Annotated in this window: 17 protein-coding genes and 1 pseudogene; 11 read left to right on the forward strand and 7 right to left on the reverse strand. The window is 70.8% G+C overall.

Features of this window, described 5'->3' with window-relative positions:
* Positions 1-8 precede the first annotated feature (8 nt).
* From ABZ855_RS16995 to ABZ855_RS17005, 3 genes are all read right to left on the reverse strand, one after another.
* The gene (locus ABZ855_RS16995) at positions 9-824 is read right to left on the reverse strand and encodes an SAM-dependent methyltransferase (protein ID WP_319200153.1); all 816 of its coding nucleotides are present in this window, start codon (positions 822-824) and stop codon (positions 9-11) included.
* 78 nt (positions 825-902) lie between these two features.
* Positions 903-1,115, reverse strand: a complete 213-nt coding sequence (locus ABZ855_RS17000; RefSeq protein WP_319200649.1) for a DUF397 domain-containing protein — start codon at positions 1,113-1,115, stop codon at positions 903-905.
* Positions 1,116-1,194: 79 nt separating this feature from the next.
* Complete coding sequence (locus ABZ855_RS17005) at positions 1,195-2,070, reverse strand: helix-turn-helix transcriptional regulator (RefSeq protein WP_319200155.1); 876 nt, start codon at positions 2,068-2,070, stop codon at positions 1,195-1,197.
* 407 nt (positions 2,071-2,477) lie between these two features.
* Between ABZ855_RS17005 and ABZ855_RS17010 the strand changes: the two genes are divergently transcribed.
* The 8 genes and pseudogenes from ABZ855_RS17010 to ABZ855_RS17045 form a co-directional block, all read left to right on the forward strand.
* Positions 2,478-3,665 carry an ATP-binding protein gene (locus tag ABZ855_RS17010; protein WP_360807451.1) on the forward strand — a complete coding sequence of 396 codons (1,188 nt, stop codon included), beginning with the start codon at positions 2,478-2,480 and terminating at the stop codon, positions 3,663-3,665.
* Entirely contained in the window at positions 3,616-4,224 is a 609-nt protein-coding gene (locus ABZ855_RS17015; RefSeq protein ID WP_360807453.1) for a hypothetical protein, read from the forward strand. The genes ABZ855_RS17010 and ABZ855_RS17015 overlap by 50 nt, the downstream gene beginning before the upstream one ends.
* Positions 4,225-4,433: 209 nt before the next feature.
* Positions 4,434-5,621: an MFS transporter gene (locus ABZ855_RS17020; protein ID WP_360807680.1), complete on the forward strand. Its 1,188-nt coding sequence runs from the start codon at positions 4,434-4,436 to the stop codon at positions 5,619-5,621.
* 88 nt (positions 5,622-5,709) lie between these two features.
* Positions 5,710-7,476, forward strand: a complete 1,767-nt coding sequence (locus ABZ855_RS17025; protein ID WP_360807455.1) for a beta-galactosidase family protein — start codon at positions 5,710-5,712, stop codon at positions 7,474-7,476.
* On the forward strand, positions 7,473-9,863 hold the full coding sequence (locus ABZ855_RS17030; protein WP_360807457.1) for a beta-galactosidase: 2,391 nt from the start codon (positions 7,473-7,475) through the stop codon (positions 9,861-9,863). The genes ABZ855_RS17025 and ABZ855_RS17030 overlap by 4 nt, the downstream gene beginning before the upstream one ends.
* Before the next feature lie 97 nt (positions 9,864-9,960).
* Positions 9,961-11,049: a LacI family DNA-binding transcriptional regulator gene (locus tag ABZ855_RS17035; RefSeq protein WP_360807459.1), complete on the forward strand. Its 1,089-nt coding sequence runs from the start codon at positions 9,961-9,963 to the stop codon at positions 11,047-11,049.
* A 9-nt stretch (positions 11,050-11,058) separates the two neighbouring features.
* Positions 11,059-11,415, forward strand: a complete 357-nt coding sequence (locus tag ABZ855_RS17040) for a metalloregulator ArsR/SmtB family transcription factor (RefSeq protein WP_360807463.1) — start codon at positions 11,059-11,061, stop codon at positions 11,413-11,415.
* Positions 11,416-11,550: 135 nt separating this feature from the next.
* Positions 11,551-11,820, forward strand: a pseudogene (locus ABZ855_RS17045) (magnesium-translocating P-type ATPase); the annotation flags it as partial.
* On the opposite strand, the gene ABZ855_RS17050 reads toward ABZ855_RS17045, so the two are convergent.
* Positions 11,811-13,319 carry an LCP family protein gene (locus ABZ855_RS17050; RefSeq protein ID WP_360807465.1) on the reverse strand — a complete coding sequence of 503 codons (1,509 nt, stop codon included), beginning with the start codon at positions 13,317-13,319 and terminating at the stop codon, positions 11,811-11,813. The pseudogene ABZ855_RS17045 and the gene ABZ855_RS17050 overlap by 10 nt on opposite strands.
* A gap of 86 nt (positions 13,320-13,405) precedes the next feature.
* Between ABZ855_RS17050 and tatA the strand changes: the two genes are divergently transcribed.
* Together tatA and ABZ855_RS17060 are read left to right on the forward strand one after the other, a co-directional pair.
* Entirely contained in the window at positions 13,406-13,660 is a 255-nt protein-coding gene (gene tatA, locus ABZ855_RS17055; protein ID WP_360807682.1) for a Sec-independent protein translocase subunit TatA, read from the forward strand.
* Positions 13,661-13,670: 10 nt separating this feature from the next.
* Positions 13,671-14,411, forward strand: coding sequence for a peptidase E (locus ABZ855_RS17060; protein WP_360807467.1), 741 nt, complete (start codon positions 13,671-13,673; stop codon positions 14,409-14,411).
* Here the strand turns inward: ABZ855_RS17060 and ABZ855_RS17065 are convergent.
* Together ABZ855_RS17065 and ABZ855_RS17070 are read right to left on the reverse strand one after the other, a co-directional pair.
* Positions 14,333-14,875, reverse strand: a complete 543-nt coding sequence (locus ABZ855_RS17065; protein WP_360807469.1) for a DUF6114 domain-containing protein — start codon at positions 14,873-14,875, stop codon at positions 14,333-14,335. The two genes, ABZ855_RS17060 and ABZ855_RS17065, sit on opposite strands and share 79 nt — an antisense overlap.
* The gene (locus ABZ855_RS17070; RefSeq protein ID WP_360807471.1) at positions 14,875-15,606 is read right to left on the reverse strand and encodes a DUF6230 family protein; all 732 of its coding nucleotides are present in this window, start codon (positions 15,604-15,606) and stop codon (positions 14,875-14,877) included. The genes ABZ855_RS17065 and ABZ855_RS17070 overlap by 1 nt, the downstream gene beginning before the upstream one ends.
* Positions 15,607-16,397: 791 nt before the next feature.
* Between ABZ855_RS17070 and ABZ855_RS17075 the strand changes: the two genes are divergently transcribed.
* Positions 16,398-17,057, forward strand: coding sequence for a Tat pathway signal sequence domain protein (locus ABZ855_RS17075; RefSeq protein ID WP_360807473.1), 660 nt, complete (start codon positions 16,398-16,400; stop codon positions 17,055-17,057).
* 33 nt (positions 17,058-17,090) lie between these two features.
* Here ABZ855_RS17075 and ABZ855_RS17080 read toward each other — a convergent pair whose 3' ends face one another.
* Positions 17,091-18,083 carry a lytic polysaccharide monooxygenase gene (locus ABZ855_RS17080; RefSeq protein WP_360807475.1) on the reverse strand — a complete coding sequence of 331 codons (993 nt, stop codon included), beginning with the start codon at positions 18,081-18,083 and terminating at the stop codon, positions 17,091-17,093.
* Between the last annotated feature and the right edge of the window lie 310 nt (positions 18,084-18,393).

The following is an 18,393-nucleotide window of genomic DNA, read 5'->3' on the forward strand; positions in this document are numbered from 1 at the left end:
CGACGCGCTTACGGCTTGCGCGCCACCGCCCCGTACATCGCGATGTCCTCGTCCCTGATCCCCTCGCCGCTCGTCTCGTCGGGGTGCCACTTGTGGACCTGGACGATGCCCGGCTCGACCAGGTCGAGGCCCTCGAAGAACTCCTCCGCCTCCGGGAACGTCCGCAGGCGCATCGGCATGTTGCGTGCCTTGTACTCGCGGGCGACCCGGCCCACCTCCTCAGGGGCGAACTCGGCGGTGCCGATGGACATCGCCAGGTAGCTGCCCGAGGGGAGGGGGTCGAGGAGACGGCGGACGATGCCCACCGCGTCGTCCTCGTCCAGGACGAAGTGGACGATCGCGATCACGGTGAGCGCGACCGGCTTCGTCAGGTCGAGGGTCTCCCGGAAGTCCGGGGAGTCGAGGATGGCCTCCGGATGCTGGAAGTCCGCCTCGATGTACGCCGTCCTGCCCTCCGGGCTGCTGGACAGCAGACCCTGGGAGAGGGTGAGGACGATCGGATCGTTGTCGACGTAGACCACCCGGGACTCCGGGGCCACCGACTGGGCGATCTCGTGCAGGTTGGGGGAGGTCGGGATGCCGGTGCCTATGTCGAGGAACTGGCGGATGCCCGCTTCCTTGGCCAGGTAGGCGACCGCACGGTTCATCCAGTCGCGGTTGGCCTTCATATGGATCGGCAGGGCGGGCCATTCGTGCGACATGGCGTCGCCCGCTTCCTTGTCGGCGGGGTAGTAGTCCTTACCGCCGAGGATGTAGTCGTAGATCCGTGCGGAGTGTGCGTTCTCCGTGTCGATGCGGTCGGCCGGCCATCCGTTGTCGGGCACGCCGTCCCTCCCATTCGGTTCGTAAGTCTGAGTCAAGCCAGTCAAGTCTCAGTAGAAACAAGGCAGTTCAGCGCCAGTTCAGAGCAGGAAGTCTGCGTCACCCGCCTTCACTCCGGCCAGGAAACTCGTCATCTCGTGCGGGGTGAAGACCAGGGCGGGGCTGTCGGGGTCGGTCGACTGGCGGACGGCCACCCGGCCGTCGGAAAGCTTCTTCACCTCGACGCAGGCGCCGCCCGCGTCGTCGCTCCACGGCTTGGACCAGCCGCGGGAGCCGAGCTCACGGGCCGGCATGCCGTTGCGTACGGGGTGGGGGTGGCCCGAGTGGTTCGGGTGGGTGTTCGTGAGGTGGGGATGCGTGGGGTGGTGCATGTCAGAGCTCCTTGCGAATCGCACCGAGGAGGGCCTCGGTCTTTCTGGCGGGCGCAGACTGCGCGCCCAGCCGGTCCAGAGCCTCGCGATAGACGACGACGTCGTCGCCCTTGTCGAGATACACCGCGCCGACCAGACCGCTCAGATAGACGATGTCCGGCAACTCGGGTGCCCTGAACCGGAAGAGATGGAACGCCCCGGCCCGCATCGCGGGATGCGGGCCGTTGCCGAACGGCATGATCTGCAAGGTCACATGGGGCAGCGCGTTCATCTCGATCAGATGGTCGATCTGCGCGCGCATCACCTCCGGACCGCCGACCGGCCACCGCAGCACGGTCTCGTCCATCACGATCCACACCCGCGGCGGTGCCTCGCGGGTCAGCAGTTCCTGGCGGCGCAGACGCAGTGCCACCCGCCGGTCCGTCTCCTCCGAGGAGCCGTGCGGATTGCCGGCCCCCAGCAGCGCCCGCGCGTACTCCGCCGTCTGGAACAGGCCAGGCACGAACTGCGCCTCGTACGCGCGGATCTGCAACGCGGCCTGTTCCAGGCTCAGATACGCGGCGAACCAGTCGGGCAGTACATCCCGGTAGTTGTGCCACCAGCCGCGCTTGTTCGCCTCGCGGACCGACTTCAGGAACGTGTCGATCTCCTGCTGGTCCGTCACCCCGTAGGTCTGCAGGAGTTTCTCGACGTCGGGCAGACGCAGCCGGGCCACCTTGGCGGCTTCCATCCGGCGGATCGTGGAGTGGCTGACCCCGATCGCGACACCCGCGTCCTCGAAGGAGATACCGGCGCGTGTGCGCAGCTCCTCCAGCTGTCGGCCGAGGATCATGCGCAGTACGGAGGGGGCGCCGCCCCAGTCTGTCTCCGCGGTCACACCTACCCCCCTCACGACGGGCTCAGGGTCGCAGTCTGTCACGATCATCTTTCGACGGGAGCAGCATGCACCCCACAAATTGCAAATTTCAACTTGCTGGTTGCGAGCCGTTGTTGTCAGGTGTCACAGTGTTCGTACCTTCCCGGAAACGGTGAACGGCGAGTCCGTGTGGCCCTGTTGGGGGAGAAGGGGCCGCAACCTGCGCCTTTTTGACGTGGGTTGACCGGTTCGTCGATCACATCGGGTCGGTGTCGCACCGGCCAGGGTGCACAGGCAACGAAAGGCGAACGGCGATGGCTCCGCCCTCTCTCCCCCAGCCACTCGGCCGAATGCCCAGGGGTCGGCACGCCGGCCACCCGGACCTCCCCGATCACTCCGCCCCCTCCGGTCACTCTCCGCAGTCGGACATGTTCGTACTGACCGCGACTCCGGCGTCCGTCGGCACGGCCCGCCGGAAGGTGCGTGAACTGCTCGACGCGTGGGGCGTCGACCCCGACACCCTGGACAGCGCCCTTCTGGTGACCTCTGAGCTGGTCACCAACGCCCTCACCCACACCGCCAGCGAGCGGATCGTGTGCCGGCTGCACCTCTCCGCCGGGCGGCTGCACCTCGAGGTCGAGGACGAGAACCGTGGCGGCACCCTGCCGGCCCAGCGCATACCCGACGACGACGAACAGTGCGGACGCGGACTCCTGCTGGTCGGCATGCTGAGCCGCGACTGGGGTGTGCACGACGCCCCGAACGGCTCCGGGCGCGTGGTCTGGGCCGAACTGGCCACCGAGGAGGCGGAGTCGGCGGAGGCCACCCCGCTGCCCGCGGCTCCGATGGCGACATCGGTCGCGGTCCCGGCTCCGGTCGACTCCCTTACACCTGCCGGTACGACGGCCCTGATCCCGGCGGCGCCCGCCACCGAGGTATCGGCCCCCGCCGCGAGCACGACCACCGAGCCCACCGCGCCCACACCCGTCCCGGCCCGGGTACCTGCCCCCGCCCAGCCCCCGACCTCGACGCCAACGCCGCCGCTGGAACCGGCCCCGGCCTCATCATCAGCGTCAGCACCTGCACCGGTCCCCGCGCCGACCCCGACCTCGACGTGGGAACCGGCCCCGGCTCCGACGCCAGCCCTGACCCAGACGTGGGATCCGGCCCCGGCGCCCGCGTCGACACCGGCCCCGGCACCCATACCGTCCCCGGCACCGCAATCGGCCCTGGCATCGGCCCCGAGACCCATACCGTCCCCGGCACCGAAACCCGCCTCGGCATCGGCCCCCGTACCGGCTTCGACGCAGGCCCCCGTGCCGCCACCGCCCCCGGCCCCGGTCAGTGCCGTACCCGCAGCCGCCCCCGTACTGCCCACGCCCCCAACCCCGGTCAGCCCCCTACCCGCAGCCGCCCCCACCGCCACACCCGCGCCCCTCAGACCCCCGCTCCCCCCAACTCCCCCCTCCGCCCCCGCAGTACAGGCCGCCGCCCCCACTCCCTGGCGCTCGTCGGCCCCGCACCGCATCCGGCCCGTCCCCCACTCGGCCGAAGGAATCGCCTCACATGGACCGTATGGAACGCCAGCACCGCACCCCCCGTACTCCCGCTCCTGACCCGCGCCCGCACAGCCTGTGCGGCCCGCACAGCACGTACGGCCGCCCGGTCACCCACCAGCCCCATACGCCTTTCATCCCCCGCCCCGTCCAGGCCGCCGCCACCGCTCACCTCCCGTCCCCGCCGCTGCACGCACCCCCTTCCATCAAGCCCCCGCGGGAGCGGCCCGCTCACCCCGGTCCCCTCGTACTCCCCGCCGGTCTGACCGCCGGGCTCGGGTGTGACGCCGTGGGCACGCCCCGTGAGTACGGGCGGCGGATCATGGATGCGCTCCCCCGCGTCGGCTGTGTCTTCGCCGACGACCAGCGGTGGTGGTGGATCGTGCCGTCCGGTTCGCATCTCGGCGTGACCTGGCCGCCGGGTGTCCGGTACGTCATCGGCGCCCAGCTCGCCGACCCCTCCTGGACGGGCACCCGGCCGGTGTCGCCGTCCGTCCGGCCCCGGCTGCTCCACAGCCCCGAGGGCGACTCCCCGTACACCCCGCCGATACCGCTCTACGTCCTCACCTGCCGACTGGCGGGCAGCGATCCCAGCTGGTCGCCCGGCGCGGGCGGCTGATTCCGCCGGCTCCCTTCTGAATCCCCTCTGAATTCCCCGGGGCGAAAGGCCCCGGGGAATCTTGACGCCGCAAATGTTACCGGTAACATCGTTGCCGTCCCCGCATCGGAGCGAGGGCGAGTCAGCCGCGTTCTCGACCACAGGCGACGGGAGTCCTCGTGACCGATCGACCCACCGGGCGCCCGGCTCTCACCGAGCGACGGGACACCCTGCCCGCGCCGACACCCCCGACTTCGACCACCCCGGTCTTCAGCCCCGTCGCCGTGGTCGCCTCCTGTGTCGGGTTCGTGCTGATCGGGGTCGTGCAGGCCCTGTACGGGCCGTCGATCCCGGCCTTCCGCGAGGAGTTCGGGCTCTCCCCGTCCGCCGCGGGTCTCGGGCTGAGCGCCCACTTCGCCGGAGGGGTCGTCGGGGTCCTCCTCTTCGACCGGCTGTACGTGCGGCTCGGCAACCGGCGCGTGCTGGGCAGCTCGTACGTCCTGATGGCCGTCGGCGCCGCGGGCTTCGCGCTCGCGCCCAACTGGCCCGTCGCGCTGGCCGCCGCCCTGCTCGCCGGGCTCGGCTTCGGCGGTATCGACTACGGCCTCAACCAGCTGTTCGCGGTCGGCTTCGGCAACCGTTCGACGGCGATGCTGAACATCCTCAACGCCCACTTCGGCATCGGCGCCATCCTCGGCCCGGCGCTGATCGGCGCGGTCGGCTCGGAGCACTACCCGGCCGTCTTCCTCGCCTTCTCCCTCGCCAACCTCCCCCTGCTGCTGTGCCTTCGAGGCGTACGGGAACACGTACCGCAACCGGCCCCCGCGCCCGGAGCGGGTGCCACCGGCGGCCCGGGCGGGCAGGTGCTCGCCCGCAGCATGGGTTCCGTACTCGGTGTCTTCGTCACCCTCTACGTCCTGCACGTCGGCATCGAGGCGGGCGTCGGCGGCTGGGAGCCGACGCATCTGGAGACGGTCGGCTACGGCGCCGGAGCCGCCGCCACGGCCACCTCCGTGTACTGGCTGATGATGACCGTGGGCCGTTTCCTGGCGGCCCCGCTCGCCCTGCGCTTCTCACCCCAGTCGATCGTCGCCGTCTCCTGCGCGGGCATGGCCGGCTGTCTGCTCCTGGCCGCCGTACCCGGACTCGCCCCCTACGCCTACGCGGGCGTCGGTCTCTTCATCGCCCCGATCTTCCCCACCGGCCTTCCCTGGCTGAACCGGGTCGCGCCACGGGCGCGGAGAGCCGGCGCCGTCGTCATCGCCGCGTCGATGGCCGGGGGAGTGGCCGCCGGACCACTGCTCGGCAAGGCCATCGAGTGGTCCGGCGTACGGGCCGTGCCGCTGCTGCTGTGCGGAGTCTCCGCGCTGTGCCTGGCGGCCACGGTCTGGCTGATCCGGGCGACCCGGACCGACTGAACGCGCCCAGCACTGAAGATTTCCGCTCCCACCCCATTGAACGCGCCCCCCACTGAAGATCCGCTCCCGACCGAAGGGAACTCCCCTCATGCCCGCTCCCGCTCTGACAACGACGTCCGACGGCTTCCTGCTGCACGGCGAACCGTTCCGGATCATCTCCGGCGCGATGCACTACTTCCGCGTCCACCCCGACCAGTGGGCCGACCGGCTGCGCAAGGCCCGGCTGATGGGCCTCAACACCGTGGAGACATACGTCCCCTGGAACCTCCACCAGCCCGAACCGGGCACCCTCGCCCTCGACGGCATCCTCGATCTGCCGCGCTATCTGCGGCTCGCCAAGGCGGAGGGGTTGCACGTCCTGCTGCGGCCCGGCCCGTTCATCTGCGCCGAGTGGGACGGCGGCGGGCTGCCCTCCTGGCTCACCACCGACCCCGACATCCGGCTGCGCTCCAGCGACCCCCGGTTCACGGGCGCCATCGACCGCTACCTCGACCTGCTGCTGCCGCCCCTGCTGCCGTATCTCGCCGAGTCGGGCGGTCCCGTCATCGCCGTCCAGGTGGAGAACGAGTACGGGGCCTACGGCGACGACACCGCCTACCTCGAGCATCTCGCGGAGGCTCTGCGCTCGCGCGGGATCAGGGAGTTGCTCTTCACCTGCGACCAGGCCAACCCCGCCCACCTGGCGGCCGGCAGCCTCCCCGGTGTGCTCACCACGGGCACGTTCGGCAGCAAAGTCGCCGCGTCACTGGAGCAGTTGCGGGCGCACCAGCCCGAAGGGCCCCTGATGTGCGCGGAGTTCTGGATCGGCTGGTTCGACCACTGGGGCGAGGAGCACCACACCCGGGACGCCGCGGATGCCGCAGCCGACCTGGACCGGCTGCTCTCGGCGGGCGCGTCCGTCAACATCTACATGTTCCACGGCGGCACCAACTTCGCCTTCACCAACGGCGCCAACCACGACCACGCCTACCAGCCCATCGTCACGTCCTACGACTACGACGCCGCCCTCACCGAGAACGGCGACCCCGGGCCGAAGTACCACGCCTTCCGTGAGGTGATCGCCCGGCACGCACCCGTCCCCGACGAGCCGGTCCCCGCGCCGAGCGTCAAACTCCCGCCCACTGTCGTCGAGTTGGGGCAGAGCGCACCCCTGCTGCCCCATGCCGGGCTCCTCGCCAAGGCCGTGCGCACCGAGGACCCGGCGACCATGGACGAACTGGGGCTGCGCGCCGGATACGTGCTCTACCGCACCATCGCCCCCCTCGCGGGCGACGGGCTGCTGCACTTCGCCGGCGGTGTGGGCGACCGGGCGCAGGTGTTCGTCGACGGAGCGCCCGTGGGCGTACTCGAGCGTGAGCGGCACGACGAGTCCTTGCCGGTGCGGATTCCCTTCGCGGGAGCGGCGGTCGAGGTGCTCGTGGAGAACATGGGCGGGGTCAACTACGGGCCGCGCATCGGCTCGCCCAAGGGGCTCCTCGGAACGGTCAGCTTCAACGGCACCGCCCTGCGCGGCTGGGACAGCCACCCGCTCACCCTCGACGACCTCAGCGCGCTGCCCCTCGCTCCCTCCGGCGCGGTCCCTTCCGCTCAACCCGCCTTCTACCAGGGCACGTTCGAGGTCCAGACCCCCGCCGACACCTTCCTTTCACTGCCCGGCTGGACCAAGGGCCAGGCCTGGATCAACGGCTTCCACCTCGGCCGCTACTGGAACCGCGGCCCGCAGCGCACCCTCTACGTGCCCGCCCCCGTCCTGCGCCCGGGCGCCAACGACCTGCTCCTCCTGGAGCTGAACGCCACCACCTCCACGCAGGCCCTGCTCACCGACACCCCCGACCTGGGACCGGTGCAGCCGTGACCCACCACTCCCTCCGGCTTCCCCCGCCCGCCGGACCCCCGCTCACCGGCCACCTCCCGTTCGGTGACGCGCCCGGCGCCGCCGACCCGATCGAGGTGACCAGCCGCTGGTTCACGCGCGGTGGACGCCCCTGGTTCCCCGTCTCCGGGGAGTTCCACTACAGCCGCTACCCGGCCGGGGAGTGGGAGGAGGAACTCCTGAAGATGAAGGCGGGCGGGGTGACGGCCGTCGCCAGTTACCTCATCTGGATCCACCACGAGGAGATCGAGGGCCGGCTCCGTTTCGACGGCGACCGCGACCTGCGCCGGTTCGCGGAACTCTGCGCCCGACACGGCCTCGACTTCATCCCGCGCATCGGGCCCTGGAGCCACGCCGAGGTGCGCAACGGCGGTCTGCCCGACTGGCTCCTCACCCGCACCGGCGCACCCCGCACCGACGACCCCGACTACCTGGGACCCGTACGCGGCTGGTTCACCGCGATCGCCGAGCAGCTGAAAGGGCTCGACCGGGCGCACGGCGGACCGATCGTCGCCATCCAGATCGAGAACGAGCTGTACGACCGGCCCGGTCACCTCCGCACCCTGAAGCGGATGGCGCGGGAGGCCGGACTCAGCGCCCCGCTCTGGACCTCGACGGCCTGGGGCGGGGTCCAACTCCCGCCCGACGAACTGCTTCCGCTCTACGGCGGCTACCCCGAGACCTTCTGGACCGACTGGGACGGCGGCTGGCCCGACACCTGCCGCAAGCACTTCTTCTTCACCCACCAGCGCGACGACGAGGGCATCGGCGCCGATCTCCGGCCGACCCGGGTACGAGATCAGGAACCGGTGCCGACCGACCGATTCCCGTGGGCCACCTGCGAGTTGGGCGGCGGGATGGCCGTGGCCTACCACCGCAGGCCACGGGTCGACGCCGACGACATCGGCGCGCTCGGGCTCACGAAGATCGGGTGCGGCTCGGTCTGGCAGGGCTACTACATGTTCCACGGCGGCACCAACCCGGTGGGCGAGCTGACCACCCTCCAGGAGTCCCACGCCACGGACTACCCGAACGACCTCCCCGTCCTGACGTACGACTTCCAGGCACCGCTCGGCGAGTACGGGCAGTACCGGGCCTCGTACGACGAACTGCGCCTGCAGCACCTGATGTTGGCGGACTTCGGCGAGCGCATCGCGCCCATGGAGTCCGTGCTGCCCGAGCTGCGGCCGGCCGGACAGGACGACCGGGAGACACTGCGCTGGGCGGTACGCGGTGACGGCGGCTCGGGCTTCCTGTTCGTCAACAACCACCAGCCGCACGAACCGCTGCCGGACCGTCCGGACACGTCGTTCACCGTGGCTTTTCCGGACGCTCCCGAACTGACGCTGCCCAGCGTGCCGGTGACGGTCCCTCAGGGTGCCTATTTCTGCTGGCCGTTACGGCTCGACGTGGCCGGCCTGCGGCTCGACTGGGCCACCGCCCAGCCGGTGTGCACGGTCGACGCCGGCGGACGTACCGTTCTGGTGCTGGTGGCCACGGACGGGATTCCCGTCGAACTCGCCCTGGACATCGGCACGTTGAGGTATGTGCACACCCCCATGGGGAAGGTCGCCTCCGCCGACGGACGCTTCCTCGTCACCGGTCTGCGGCCCGGCACCGACGCCCTCGTCGAGGTCGGAACGCTGGACGGCGGACAGGTCGGCCTGCTCGTACTGGACGCGGCGACCGCCCGTACCGCCTACCGGGGTGTGGCCTGGGGCGCCGAGCGGATCATCCTGTGCGGCGACGGCGACAGCCACGGCTTGGTCGGCGACGGGCTCGTCTTCGACGAGGTGGCCGGGGAGGTGCGGCTGCACAGCGCGTCGGCAAGGCCGTCGTTCGCCGTGCTGCCCGCGCCCGAAAGCCCTCCCGGCGGGAACCTGACGGGGGAGTCGGACGGGGTGTTCACGCGCTACACGCTGCCCACCGGCGGCGCCTCCGGCACCCTCGATGTCTCCCTCGTCCGGGCCGCCGGGCCCGCGCCCGACCCCGTCACCGGTGTACTGGGCCGGGCCAGTGCGCCTGCCGACGAACACTTCGACACGGCCGCCGCCGAGTACCTCATCCAGCTGCCGGACGAACTCCCGCGCGACGGAACGCTGTTGCGCGTCCACTGGACCGGGGACGTGGCCCGCGCGTATGCCGGGGACACGCTGGTCGCCGACCAGTTCTCCTCGGGGCGGGTCTGGGAGATCGGCCTCGGCCGGCTGCCGGACGACGCCCTGCGGGCCGGCGGCGGGTTGCGGGTGAAGGTGCTGCCGTTCGCGGCCGGGGCACCCGTGCACCTGCCCGTGCCCGTGCCGGTGGGGGAGACGGGGATCGAGCGTGTCGAGTGGGTCACGGTCCGGACTCACGTGATCACCGGGTAGGTTGCGGCCGGTGGTGACCGCCGTCCGGCGGCCTATCCTGTGGGCCAGCCGGGCGGGGCACGACCGCCACCGGACGAAGCCGAAGGAAGCGACCCCCATGACCCGAAGCGCCGGTGGTGGCGCCGCCCCCAAGGGACGCAGCCGACGCAACTTCGCGGGAACGCGGCCGGTGATGGACGACGTGGCACGGCTGGCCGGTGTCTCCAAGCAGACCGTGTCGCGGGTGCTCAACGACCATCCCGCCGTCCGGCCGGAGACCCGCGAGTCGGTGCTGGCGGCCATGCGGTCGCTCGGGTACCGCCCGAGCCGCAGCGCGCGTTCACTGGCCAGCGGACGGACCCGGATGCTCGGGGTGATCTCCTTCGACGCGGCCCGCTACGGGCCCGCCTCCACGCTCACCGCGATCAACACCGCGGCCCAGGACGCCGGTTACCTGGTCAGTTCCATCGCCCTCGACACCGCCGACCGGGACACCGTCGTCCAGGCCGTGGACCGGCTGTCGGCGGAGGGCGCCGACGGCGTCATCGCCATCGCCCCGCAGCGGCGCGTCGGCAAGGCGCTCGCCGAGGCCCACCTCGACATCCCCCTCGTCGTGATGGACAACGCCCTCGGCGACGACACCCCCATGGTCACCGCCGACTCCAGGGGCGGAGCCCGCCTGGCCACCGAACACCTGCTGGACCTGGGCCACCGAACGGTCCGGCACATCGCCGGACCGGCCGGCTGGACCTCCGCCGAACGCCGGGCCGCGAGCTGGCGCGAGACCCTCGAGAAGGCCGGGGCCGAGGTGCCCGAGCCGCTCGCCGGCGACTGGAGCGCGGACTCCGGGTACGAGCTGGGCAGACGGCTCGCCCGCGATCCGGACGTCACCGCCGTCTTCGCCTCCAACGACCAGATGGCGCTCGGCGCGCTGCGCGCCTTCCACGAGGCCGGCCGCCGGGTCCCGGACGACGTCAGTCTCGTCGGCTACGACGACATCCCGGAGGCCGCCCATCTGCTGCCGCCGCTCACCACCATCCGCACCGACTTCCAGGAGATCGGCACCCGCTCGCTGCGGCTGCTCCTGGCCCGGATCGACGGCGGCACCGACCCGGGTATCGCGGGCAGGGAAACGGACACGGACCTCGTCACCGTCATCCCCGCCCACCTCATCGTGCGCCGCAGCACAGGTCCGGCCCCGGCCTAAACTGGGCCGGTGGTGACAGGTACCGACAGTTCCGGTTTCGACGATCCGCCCGCAAAGGTGCTGGTGGAGGCCGCCGGGGCCTTCGGGCTGCTCGCCTCGCCCGCCCGGCTGCACATCATGTGGGCGCTGGCCCAGGGCGAGAGCGATGTGACCGGGCTCGCCGAGCGCGTCGGCGGCGCCCTGCCCGCCGTCAGCCAGCACCTCACCAAACTGAGACTCGCCGGGCTCGTGCGCGCACGCCGCGAAGGCCGCCGGCAGGTCTACTTCGTCGACGACCCCGACATCGTGACCGTCGTACGGCTGCTGGTCGGCCGGCTGACCGACCGCGCCGAGGACGCCCCCGTACGGCACCTCCGTGGAGTCTGACTTCCGGACGCTGCGGAGCCTCGACAGTTCCCCGCGCGGTCTCACCGACGGCGAGGCGAAGGCGCGGCTGGCGGCGGTCGTTGAGAATTTCCTCCCGGCTGCCCGTCCGACGCCCTGGACGACCGGGCCGTCCTCCACTCGGCCTGGTTCACCGAGAACCTCCTCACCCAGGCCGTGGCGATGGTCCTCCTGCGCGGCGGCGGGGGCCGGCGCACGGGAGCCGTCGGGCGGGCGGCCGCCGCGCTCGCGGCCGTGGGGCTGCTGCTGCCGCTGTCCCCGCTCCGCCCGGCTCTGGGGCCGGCGGGGCTGCCGGGGCCGTACTACGCGGGTGTGGCGGTCGTGCCGGCGCTGTACGGGGGTGCGCTCGCCGTCGCCCGGCGGTGGCGGGGGTCCGGTCAGCCGTAGGTCAGGTTCGAGCAGGGGTTGTCGTCCGCCGAGCGGGCTCCCTCGACGACGTCCTTCGGGACCGAGGTCGGCTGCGGGGCGGCCGTGGCGCCGCCCTTGTACGACTGGCCGACGACCACGTTGATGTCCGCCCCCGGGACCGGCTGCATGGCCGCGCCGGGGAAGGCACGGGCCACTGTCTGCGCCTGCGTCTTGTGGTCGGGGCCGTACTCGATGACCGTCGTCGCGTGGTCCTGGCTGCGCGCGGTCGCCGTGCCGGTGACCGTGAAACCCTCGGCGGTCAGCTCGGCGGCGGCCTTCGCGGCCAGGCCCGTGACCGTGGTGCCGTTGTAGACGGTGACCGCGATTCCCTCGCCGGACACCGGAGTCGGAGTCGGGGTGGCGGCGGGGCGGGCGCTCGGCGTGGTCTTCTTCTTGCCGCTTGCGTCCTTGCCGTCCAGGGTGCGGTCCGCCTTCAGGGCCGCCCAGAGGTCGCTCGCGTCGGGTTCGACGATCGCGACGCGCGAACCCTGGTACCGCCAGGGGATGGTGACGAACTTCGTGTTGTGCAGGTCGATGTCCTTCAGCGACATCGCGAAGGAGATCAGCTTCTGGGCGGAGCCGAGACCGGGGTCCACGGTCAGGGACTTGGTGGCCGCGTCGGCCAGGGGGAGCAGCTTGGTCGGGCTCAGCCCGTTGTCCTTGACCTCCTTCAACAGGCTTGCCACAAACGCCTGTTGGCGCTTGATCCGGCCGATGTCGGAGCCGTCGCCGATGCCGTGCCGGATCCGGACATAGTCCAGCGCCTTCTGTCCCTCGACCTTCTGCTCGCCCTTTTCGAAGAGCAGCTTGCCGCGCGAGTCGAGATGGGGGTTGAGATCCCGCTCGTACAGGTTCTGCGGCAGGCACACCTTCACCCCGCCCACCACGTCGGTCAGCGCGGCGAAGCCCTTGAAGTCGACGACCACGGTGTGGTCGACGCGCAGCCCGGTGATGCTCTCGACCGTGTTCTGGGTGCAGGCGGGATTGCCCGTGCGGGTCTCACCGACCGAGTAGGCCGCGTTGAACATGTCCGGCTGCGCGGTCGTCCACTTCCCGTCGGGCAGCTTGCAGGGCGGGATGGTGACCAGGGTGTCGCGCGGGATGGAGACGGCGACGGCGTTCTTGTGGTCGGCGTAGACGTGCAGCAGGAAGGCGGTGTCGGAACGGCCGATGTCGTTGACGTCGCCGCCGCCGAGCGCGGCGTTGCCGTCGTTGCGCGCGTCCGAGCCGATGACGAGGACGTTCTCACCCTTGGACGAGCCCGCGGCCGGACGGTTGTCCGAGAGGCCGCTCCCGTCGAAGGTGTTGATGTCGCTGTCCAGCTTCAGATAGACCCAGCCGGCGCCGGCCGCGGCGAGCAGGAGGAGCGAGAGGGTGATCGCCAGGGCCAGCCGTCCACGCCGAGCCGGCTTGCGCCGCCGGGTGCCCGCGGCGGACCGGTGTCGCGGGGGTACGGCCCTGCTGGTGCTGGTGGTCATCGGCGCCCTTCTGACGTCTCACCCTGGGTCTACAGTTGCGCAAAGTAGCAACTGTCATGTGTGACGAAGGAAAGGGCGGTGAGGTTGTGCTCCGCAATGGACTGGAACCCTGGCACCTGCTGATCGTGGCGATCGTGTTCATCGTGATGTTCGGCTCGAAGAAGCTGCCGGACACGGCCCGCGCCCTGGGCCGCTCGATGCGCATCCTCAAGAGCGAGGCGCAGGCAATGAAGGCGGACACGCAGGTGGGAGAGGGTGTGGAGGGCGCTACGGAGAGGGTTGTGGACACCGTCCGGACCGAGCCCGTGGCCGACCGACGGGAGCCTGTCGCCGATCGGTAAGATCATCCGCATGGCCGCTTCCGAACCGACCATTCTCGCGACCTCCGGCGGACACCGCACCGGCGGCCGGACCATGGTGGCGTTCGACGCCCTCGTGCATCACGCGGTCGACCTCTCGGGCGTCCACGGCCGCAGACCGCGCGTCCTGTACGTCGGTACGGCCATCGGGGACGCCGAACACTTCACCGCCCGCATGGGTGAGGCGGCCCGGGTCGCGGGCTTCGACCTCACCCCGCTGCATCTCTTCCCCATGCCCAACGTGGACGACATCGAGGGCACGGTGCTCGACCAGGACGTCGTCTGGGTCATGGGCGGCTCGGTCGCCAACCTGCTGGCGGTGTGGCGGGTGCACGGCCTCGACCGGATCATGCGGCGCGCCTGGGAGGCGGGGGTCGTGCTCAGCGGGGTGAGCGCGGGCTCCCTCTGCTGGTTCAGAGGGGGCACCACCGACTCCTTCGGCCCAGAACTCCGGCCGCTCACCAACGCGTTGGGCTTCCTTCCGTACGGCAACGGGGTGCACTACGACAGTGACGCGGGGCGTCGCCCGCTGGTGCACCGGCTCGTTGCCGACGGCACCCTGCCCACCACGCACTGCACGGACGACGGGGTCGGTCTCGTCTACCGAGGAACCGAACTCGTCGAGGCGGTCGCGGAGTTGCCGGGCAAGGGTGCCTATGTCGTCAGATGCGAAGGCGACACGGCAGTGGAGGAGCGGATCGAGCCGCGCAGGCTGCCCTCGCCCTCTGTCTGACCGTCGTCCGCCGCTGCGGCCTCCGTCGTCTCCGGGGCCGTCATGGCGGCCTTGCCCTGTCGCTCGTTCTTCCGTCGCTGCCGACGGCTGACCCGCGGGTCCTGGTCCGGAAGCCAGCCGAAGGCCATGCAGCTGCCCACGGCTCCGAGGGCGAGGCCCACGAAGAAGCCACCGAGGTTCGAGGTGACCCAGGTGCCCAGCGTCAGCATGATGCCGACGATCGAGTAGAACAGGCGCTGCGCGGGGTTGAAGAGGATCAACAGACCGCACACCACCATCAGCGCCGGCAGCATGAAGCCGGCCAGACCCTGCATACCCAGGTGCACGACGATCTTCAGGGAGACCTTCATCGTGATGAGGATCTCCACGCCGCCCAGGGTGAGCAGCAGCCCGCCCACGAACGGACGGTGGGCCCGCCAGTTTCTGAAGGCGGGCCCCACCCCCTCTTGCTCGAGGCCGGTCATCAGCAACCCGACGGGCTGAAGCTGAGCTTCAGGCCGGGCAGCTTGAACACGGCCGCCGTGGTGGCGTAGTTGGTCGACCGCAGGTTGGCGATACGGACGGTGTCCGACTGCTGGCTGAAGACACCCTGCGGACCCTGGACGCCCGCCTTGCTGAGCGTGCTGGCGTCGTTGCCGATCTCGATGTTGGTGAAGGACGCGTCACCCGACTGCTCGGTGCCGTCGAGCGTCAGGTCGGTCGCGGTCACCGGAGTGCCGTTGCCGCCCGCCTTGATCAGCAGGTTGATGCCGCCGAGGTCGACGCTCTGGCACAGCTTGGTGATCGACGCGTTCTTGATCGCGGTGGTGATGACCAGAACCTGGCCGCCGGTGTCACCCTCGTTCGGGCTGTGCTCGATCATGTGGTCGAGGGCACCGAACTGCTCGAACCCGTTGCCGGTCATCTCGGTCGCGGTGACCGTGAACGGCATGCCGGAGATGGCGAACTGGACACCCAGGGCGCCTTCCGCGGTGAGGACCGCGAGCGTGGCGGCGACCAGGGTGGCCGGCACCGCCATCACGGCGGCGCGGCGCAGACGGACCCGCCCGCGTCGCTCGGCGCCTTTTCCGGCACCTTCGAAGAATTCGGACACGTTGGTGGATCCCGTGCCGGCGGCCGCTTCGGAAGCGTTGGCGCTTCCTGGCTGCTCGGGGTTGGATCCGGCGGACGACGAGGCGTCCGAGGACGAGGCCATGGCTGCTCCCAGTACATAGTCAAAACTGCGTCAATGCTGGTCAAGCTTCAGTGGCACGTTGTCCTGGCGCGGACAGCGGCTGCGGCGATCTCCGTCTTCACAACTCCCGGCGGTTGCAAGGACCTTCACGGTTACGCCCCAGTAGCCGGGAGGAAGTTACCCGTGGTTACTTTGGAGGGTCAAGGGAGTTGTGGAAAAAGGGTGCGGATTATGCGCCACCTGTGACTTCTCCGGGGGATCGAGGCCCGTTCGGGGTCCTTTCCGGGCCCTCGGACGCCCTTGAGAGGAGTGTCGCGAGGCCGCCGGAGCACGCCGGAGTTCACCGGGAGACACGTCGGCGGATTCCCCGACAAGTGCGACTCGGTCCGCCAACTTCCGTCCGACGCCTTGACGTTGACGGTCCCTCAGGTCTACAACTCAACCTGGTTTCCCCGGATCCGTGGCGCCGGATCCGCAGCGGTGCGTGTCACCGCTCTCCCGGACTCATTGCTCATTCCGCAGTCCACATCCGAGGCACCGGCATGGCCGTTTCCCCCATGGGCCGCCGCCGGTTCGCCCTGTCCCGCCCGGTCCGGCAGGAAGCCTCCCTCCAAGCCTTCCTGCCGGTCACCGGCCGGTAGTCGTTGCCGGTCCGTCGCGTACGGAGAAGGCGTCACGGGCCGGCGACGCCGTCATTCAGCGCCCTTCATGTGTCCGGAAACGCGCACTGCCGCGTGGACCGACCACATCGAAGCCACCCCCAAAGACACCACCCCCCAACACCCCCTGCTTCAGAAAGAGGCACCCGCATCATGCGTACTCGTACCCGCACCGTCCTCGCCCTCGCCGCTGCTGTCGCCGGGCTGTCGGTCGCCGCGGTCACCCCCGCGTCCGCCGCCGACACCGTGCTCACCATCAACAGCGGGGCCGGCGACGCCGTCGCAGTGAACGACGTCCTCAGCGCCTCTCTCGCCACCGGCACCACGGCCACGCTCTACTCCAGCGCGACCGGCACCAGTGGCGTCACGTGTGCGGCGTCCACCTTCACCGCCTCTGTCAACGACAACCCCGCCGCGCCCGGCACCGCCACCGAGTCGGTCACCGCGCACACCTTCGGTAGTTGTACCAGCAACGTCCTGGGTGTGCTCGGCGTGAACAGCGTGACCGTCAACAACCTGCCGTACACCACCGCGGTGGGCTCCGACGGCACGGTCACCGTCACCCCGGCCGCAAACTCCACCATCCAGACGACCGTGGTGCTGCGTACCCTGCTGGGCACCATCAACTGCGTCTACCAGGCGCCCAGCCTGTCCGGTACGACCGGCGAGGCCGACAACAGCATCAACTTCACCGCCCAGGCGTTCACCAAGACGTCCGGTTCGTCGCTGTGCTTCGCCAACGGCTACTTCACCGCGAAGTACGCCCCGGTGCAGGACGTGACGCAGGGCAACGCCACGGTCTTCGTCAACTGACGAACCGTCAATGATCGGCTGGGCAACCGGTGTTCACCGGTTGCGCAGTCGCAGGGCGAGGGCGGTGACCACGGCCAGCAGTACGGCCGCGGCGCCGCCCGCGATCAGGCGCCGGGTCCCGGTGTCGTCGGTGGCCGAGGCCACCGGGGCGCCGGCCACGGTGCCTGCGGCCTGTGGGGCGGCGGAGTCGGCGGACTCCGCCGCCCGTCCCGTTTCAGCCGCCGGCCCACTCTCCACGGCGGGTGCCGGCTGCTCGGCCGCCACGCTCGCCGAGCTCGACGCCGTCGACCCGGCCCGAGCCGCGGGGGACGCCGTCGGCGCGGTCGCGCCGGTGTCGCCGGAACCCCCGGCGCCGCCCTTACTGCTCTTCGCTGCCGGGAACACCACGTCCGAGCACGAGTAGTACGTGTCCGCCGTGCTGGAGTTCTGCCAGATCGTGTACAGCACATGGCGCCCGGTCCGGTCCGACGGCAGCGTCATCCCGATGCGGTACGCGTCGCCCGTCATCGCGGGGTCCTTGACCTCGGCGAACGGCCGGTCCGGCAGGTCGGACCAGTTCAGCGGGCCGGACGGGTCGTACCCGGGCTTCGTCAGGAACATCTTGAACGTGCCGGTGTGCGGGATCGTCGAGCGGTACGTCATCGTCAGCCGGGCGCCCGGTGACAGCGTCGTCGAGGGCCAGTCGGCGCGAGCGAGGTCGAGCCCCCGGTAGTCGGACAGCCCGCCGCTGCACAGCCGGCCGTCGGGAATCACCGCGCGGTCCCGGCCGTTCACCTCGCCGACCCGCACGTTGTCCCAGAAGGTGAAGGGCGCCCCGCCGTTCGCGGCGACAGCCGCCCGGCAGGCCGCCGTACCGGCCTGGCTGCCGCCGTCGGGGGAGCAGGCGAAGGCGCGGCTGACCGGATTCGTCGGCGCGCCGTGGGCCTGAGCGGGACCCGCCGCCGACAACGTGAGCAGCAGCGGAGCCACGAAGGCGGCGCCGCCGGCGAGTGCGGCGGCCGGGAGAGTGCGGCGGTGGGCGGTCATCCGGGACGTCTCCTCGACCGAGGGTGAACAGGTCTGTAGCGGGCCGACCCGGGACGGGTCTGCTCTCGGGCAGTACGGGAGAAGGGCGGGCCGTGTTCAATCACCGGCCCACGGCCCCGACGCGACGGGACCGTCCCCGTACCGTCCCGCCTCCCCCTCGGTGCGACCCACCCCATGCCCAGGCAATCCCGCGCAACCCGCCCAACCCGGTCAACTGGCCTTCATGCAGGGGCGGTTTCCGGCTCTCGAGGGTGGGGATCCGGGCCGATCGAGGGTTTCCTCTGTATCCGGATGACCATCCCTTTGCCTA

The sequence above is a fragment of the Streptomyces sp. NPDC047042 genome (assembly GCF_040644035.1).
Taxonomy (GTDB): Bacteria; Actinomycetota; Actinomycetes; order Streptomycetales; family Streptomycetaceae; genus Streptomyces.